This window comes from Sphingomonas bacterium, from assembly GCF_903644135.1.
Taxonomy (GTDB): Bacteria; Pseudomonadota; Alphaproteobacteria; order Sphingomonadales; family Sphingomonadaceae; genus Sphingomonas.
This window is the reverse complement of sequence record NZ_CAHJXA010000361.1, coordinates 1-2,713: the sequence shown is the minus strand read 5'-3', so window position 1 is coordinate 2,713 and position 2,713 is coordinate 1. Positions and strand designations below refer to the sequence as shown.

The 2,713-nt window shown below is 69.8% G+C and carries 4 protein-coding genes; 1 reads left to right on the top strand and 3 read right to left on the bottom strand.

From position 1 onward, the window contains the following. The 3 genes from HUU96_RS14485 to HUU96_RS14475 form a co-directional block, all read right to left on the bottom strand. A partial coding sequence (locus HUU96_RS14485; protein WP_174293443.1) for a phosphoenolpyruvate carboxylase occupies positions 1-910 on the bottom strand: 910 nt, incomplete at its 3' end. 41 nt (positions 911-951) lie between these two features. After that, entirely contained in the window at positions 952-1,329 is a 378-nt protein-coding gene (locus HUU96_RS14480) for a hypothetical protein (RefSeq protein ID WP_174293442.1), read from the bottom strand. Between the two features lie 2 nt (positions 1,330-1,331). Next, positions 1,332-1,898, bottom strand: a complete 567-nt coding sequence (locus HUU96_RS14475) for an HNH endonuclease (protein ID WP_174293441.1) — start codon at positions 1,896-1,898, stop codon at positions 1,332-1,334. An 84-nt stretch (positions 1,899-1,982) separates the two neighbouring features. On the opposite strand from HUU96_RS14475, the gene gluQRS reads away from it, so the two are divergent. Continuing rightward, positions 1,983-2,713: tRNA glutamyl-Q(34) synthetase GluQRS (gluQRS, locus tag HUU96_RS14470; protein WP_254605255.1), on the top strand; the 731-nt coding region annotated here is incomplete at its 3' end.

Sequence of the window (2,713 nt, the reverse complement as noted above, 5' to 3'; positions counted from 1 at the left end):
TCGCCTCGGCCAACGCGAGCACCGCCGGGTCGACCGCGACGTGCCGGGCGGAGATCGACAGCTCGCCGCCGAGCGCGTGCAGCGCCTCGGCATGGCTGGCGAGGATCGCCGCGCTGGCCTTGGCGATGGCGGTGCGCAGCGAGTCGGCGGTGACGAACGGATTGCCGTCGCGGTCGCCGCCGATCCAGCTGCCCGGCCGCAGGAAGCTGGGCACCCGTTCCCCCAGCGCCCGGTCCCAGCGCTGGTACAGGGCGGGCAGCGCCGGCACGAACACGTCGCGCAGATAGAAGAGGGCGGTGTCGACCTCATCGGTCACCACCAGCCGCTCGCGGCGCAGGACCCGCGTCTGCCAGAGAAGCGCAATCTGGCGGACGATCGCATCCTCCACCCGGTCGCCATCGGGGGTGTGCTCGTGGCCCGCGTCGCGCAACCCCATCAGCTCGGCGATGCGGTTGCGATGGTCGATCATGCTCTTGCGCCGCACCTCGGTCGGGTGGGCGGTGAGCACCGGCGCGACCAGCGCATGGTCGAGCAGGCGCAGGATCGCCGGCTTGTCGACCCCGGCCTCGCCCAGCCGCTCGATCGCGGCGGCGACGTCGGCCCCCGGCTCGGCCGCGAGCCCCTGGCCATAGCCCTGCCGGTCCTCGGCCAGGTTGGCGAGCATGGAGAACAGCATGAAGCCGCGCACGAAGTCGAGCGTGGCGTCGAGGTCGAGCCGTTCGATCCCCAGCTCCGCCGGGTGACCTTCGGCCTCGACGTCCTCGGCGCGGTGGCGCTCGACCGAGGCGCGGCGGATCGCCTCGGTGGCGGCGAACAGCTCCTCGCCGCCATAGCCGCGGATCACGTCGCCGAGCAGCGTACCCAGATAGCGGATGTCGGCATTGTTGGCGAGCGAAGGGGCGCTGGTCATCGGTCGTTGCTGCGCCGCAGCACCGCCAAGGTCAACCGTCGCTAATGATGGTCGATGTCGCGCTCGGTCGAGGTCACCGAGCCGTCATGGTTGCGGTCCATGCGGTCGAACCGGGCAAGCATCCCCTCGCTCCACTCGCTGGCGCTGATCTTGCCGTCGCGATTGCGGTCGAGGTCCATCAGCTTGCTGTCCTTGGTCGGCAGCTCGTCGGGGGTTATGTAATCGTCGCCGTTGCGGTCGAGCGCGCGGAAACGGCGCTCAACGACGCCGCCATAGTCGAGCCGCGACATCACCGACGGCGGCACGAACCCTGCCGCCCGCGCATCCGCCTTGGCCTGTGCCTTCTTGGCGCTGCCGCAGCCGCCTACCGCCACCAGTGCCGCCAGCGCGATCGCCGCCCGCACTTCCGTCCTTGCCATCGTCACGCCTCCAGCTCGATGTCCCAATAGAGCCAATCGCGCCATGTATCGTGCAGATAATGCGGTGGGAAGCTGCGGCCATGTTCCTGGAGCTGCCAGCTGGTCGGCCGGATCGGTTCGAGGTGGAGCGGCATCGCCGCCTGCCGCGGGGTGCGGCCGCCCTTCTTGAGGTTGCACGGCGCGCAGGCGGTGACGACGTTCTCCCACGTCGTCCGCCCGCCTTGCGCGCGCGGCACGACATGGTCGAAGGTCAGGTCCTTGGGCGCGCCGCAATATTGACAGGCGAAGCGGTCGCGCAGGAACAGGTTGAAGCGGGTGAACGCCGGAAACGCGGAGGGTTTGACGAATTGCTTGAGCGCGATCACCGACGGCAGCTTGAGCGTGTGGGTGGGGCTCCTGACCTCGCGCTCGTAATGCGCGACGATGTCGACCCGGTCGAGGAACACCGCCTTGACCGCCGTCTGCCACGGCCAGACGCTGAGCGGGTAATAGGAAAGCGGCGTGTAATCGGCATTGAGGACGAGCGCCGGACATCCGTCGGGGTGGCGCATCAGATCGGGGTGGAACACGTCTTCTCCCACGCTAACTGGCGAGAGCATCGTGAAGCCTCGCGATGACCCCGATATGACAACACCACTATGACAGCACGGCATGTGATCGGGGGTCAAGGGGTGGCGGTCGTCAGCCGCTTCGCGCCGTCGCCGACCGGGCGGCTGCACCTGGGCCACGCGCTGTCGGCGATCCGCGCGCACGACCTGGCGCGGGCACCGTCCGCCGGCCGCTTCCTGCTGCGCATCGAGGACATCGACGAGGGGCGCTGCCGGCCTGACCATGTCGCCGCGATCCTGGACGACCTGACGTGGCTGGGACTCGAGTGGGACGGGCTCGTGTTCCAGTCCAAACGGCGGGCGCTTTATGCCGAGGCGCTGGCGCGGTTGCAGGCGAGGGGCCTTGTCTATCCCTGTTTCTGCACCCGCGCCGGGATCGCCGCGAGCAGCGCTGCGCCGCATGGCACCGCGCCGGTCTATCCAGGCACCTGCCGCGCCCTCTCACCGGCGGAGCGGACAGCGCGGGCGCATGAGCCGCATGGCTGGCGGCTCGACATGACGGCGGCGGTGGCGATTACCGGACCGCTGGCGTGGCATGACGCGACGGCGGGGCATATCACCGCCGACCCGGCCGCGCAGGGCGACGTCGTGCTGGCGCGCAAGGATGCGGGCACCAGCTATCACCTGGCGGTGACGATCGACGATGCGGCGCAGGGCGTCACCGACGTGGTGCGCGGCGTCGACCTGTTCGCGGCGACCCACATCCACCGGCTTCTGCAGGCGCTGCTCGGCTTGCCGCCGCCGCGCTATCATCACCATCGGCTGCTGACCGACGC